This is a genomic window from Candidatus Angelobacter sp. (assembly GCA_035607015.1).
In the GTDB taxonomy this organism is placed as follows: Bacteria; Verrucomicrobiota; Verrucomicrobiia; order Limisphaerales; family AV2; genus AV2.
In genome coordinates this window covers 1-2,339 of the sequence record DATNDF010000116.1, presented here as the reverse complement: position 1 = coordinate 2,339, position 2,339 = coordinate 1, and the positions used below count along the sequence as shown (strand labels likewise).

2 protein-coding genes are annotated in these 2,339 nt (G+C 60.9%); one reads left to right on the top strand and one right to left on the bottom strand.

Annotated elements, in window-relative coordinates; all coding sequences use genetic code 11:
• Nucleotides 1-438 (top strand): hypothetical protein (locus VN887_04895; GenBank protein ID HXT39340.1); only part of this gene is annotated, 438 nt, incomplete at its 5' end.
• Between the two features lie 406 nt (nt 439-844).
• On the opposite strand, the gene VN887_04890 is transcribed toward VN887_04895, so the two are convergent.
• A partial coding sequence (locus VN887_04890) for a hypothetical protein (protein ID HXT39339.1) occupies nt 845-2,339 on the bottom strand: 1,495 nt, incomplete at its 5' end.

Genomic DNA, 2,339 nt, shown 5'->3' with positions numbered 1-2,339 from the left:
CCGGTGGCGGCGCCCGCCGCGAAAACGGTGGAAGCAGCAACTTTGGAAAGTGTGGCAAAATCACACCCGAGCTCCGATGAAGGCAAGGCCACCCAGCCGCCCCGGAGCAATGAACCCGCTGTGCCCACTCCCAAAGGCAACAGCAAAGAAAAGAAACCTATGAGTCAAGAGACCAACCAACAATTCGAGACGCTCGTGCTCGATGTGGCCCACATCATCTTTGGCGACAACGCGCCCGAGATCAACGTGCGCCTCGTCCGCATGGCGATGGAACAGGTTTGGAAAAACCGCGCCAACCTGCAGACGCTCGACAGCATCGCCAAGGAGATCGCTCGCATCATCTTCGGCGACGGCAACGCCTCGGACCTGAACGTCCGCCTGGTGAAGATGGCATTGGAACGCTCCAATTCCTTCGAGCTGTTCAAAGCCGCGGCTTAATCGGCCGGCGTCGGCAACGAATCGCAAAAGGGCCGCGGCAGGCCGCATGGCGCCGCGGCCTTTCCTTGCGTACGGATCATGCAGCGCGCCGATTCCGTTGACGGCGTGCCGGCCGAGTTCGCACGGGCAGACTTCGTGGCGGAGGCGGCAGCTTTCGCTGCGGCCCGCTTCGGTGTCGATGCGGATGACGATACAGGAACCGGAGCGCTGCAAGTCGGCGCTCCGGTTCAGAGGTTCACATTCTCTGGCCACAGATCGTGTCGAAGAGCGTGCAGAGTTCCCACGCTTTGTCGCGGAGGATGCGGCCCTCCTCCTTCAAGCGGTGATACAATGGCGTGCCAGGTTTGACACGTACTGTTGCGCCGCTGAACGCGGCGCGGACAGCGCGGCGCGCTGTCCCTACCACCTACGGTTTGAAGCGCACCAGGTACCACGGCTCCGGACCTTGCTGGACGGTCAGGGTGGCATTGGTGGTGAAGAGGAGCTCCGCGCCGGTGCGTTGCAAATAATTTTCGATAGTCGTTTTTTTGACGTCCAATTCCAAGCCGCTGATGACCGCATATTCGATTCCGAACTGGCGGATCGTTGCGGGCGAATCTTCGAACAGGAACGGTTCGACGCGCCGGGAGCCGTAAGGTTTCCACAGCGAAATATCGAGGTCATCGCCGGTGCCCATGAAGCCGATCACTTTTAATTTCGGCGGGAAGGAGGAACGGATGCACGCGAGCGAGTCGGGACGTTGCGCGTAGACTTCGTAGACTTTTTGCGCGCGCTTTAATTGCGGCTGGCTGGGGTGCGCGGCGACTGCCCTGGATAGAATGGTTCGGGCGGGCCAGAGCGGTCGCGAGGGCAGGAGGATGAGCGCCGCCAGCGCCAGCGCGACGACTCCCGCGGCCAGCACACGCCACCAAAGACGGCGCACGATTTGCGATTGCCCGGCGCCGAGCAACAATGCCGGAAACAAAAGCGGGTAGTAAGGTGCGATCAGGCGGCCCGGTCCGACCATGCCGGATTTCATGGTGTAAGCGAGCAATGAGAGCCAGGGGGCGATCAAAACGGCGCGGCGCAAAATTCGGTGTTCCGCGATTTTTGGTTTTGAGCGGCGCCAAAAACCCGCCACAACGGACACAGCCAGCAGCACGCTGATTCCGAAGCCGATCCCGGAGGAGTCTTCGGTCGGCATTTCGCCGATCGCGAGATAACCGCCTTCGAAGTTTGCGTCCATCATTCGAATGAACGCTTTGGGAAACAACGCGGGAGCGTGTTGACTCCACCAGCCGGACACCGGGAAAAACGTCGGAGCGAAGTTGTCCAGCGTGAGCTCGACCGCATTTCCCACAACGCCCGCGACGGGGTTTTTCATGTTGAGCTCCGCCTTCTCCAAATTCAATCCCGACCAATCGTGGACGTAATGGTTGTTCAGGATGGCGGTGGGGATGAACGAAACGAGAATGCCGATCAATAAAACAACGGCCATGCCGACGGCGTAGCGCGGCGTGCGGAAAATCCGCGGAATCAGCGGCGCAATGGCCACGAGCCAGGGCAGGCCCAGGGGAAGATTGCTGGCTTTCGCGCCGACGAGCAGAGCGGCGGAGAGGATGGAAAGTCCAAAGTCGAAAGTCCAGGGTCCGGGGTCGAGGGTCGAGGGTCGAGGGTCGAGGGATGTGGCGCGTCGAACCTTTTCCAGAGCGCGAAGGGCGAAGTCGACCATTGCGATGGCGTAGACGGTTGGGAAAGCGTCATTGGCGATGCCGCCGGCTTGAATCAAAAAGCAGTAGCCGGTCGGCAGAAGCCACATCCAGTTCCACGCGGCGCGCGGCCGCACGCCCAAGCGGGTCCACAGGCTGAAGATCAGGCCGGGCATCAACACAAACGGGATGAAGTTGAGCAGGAACAAGGCG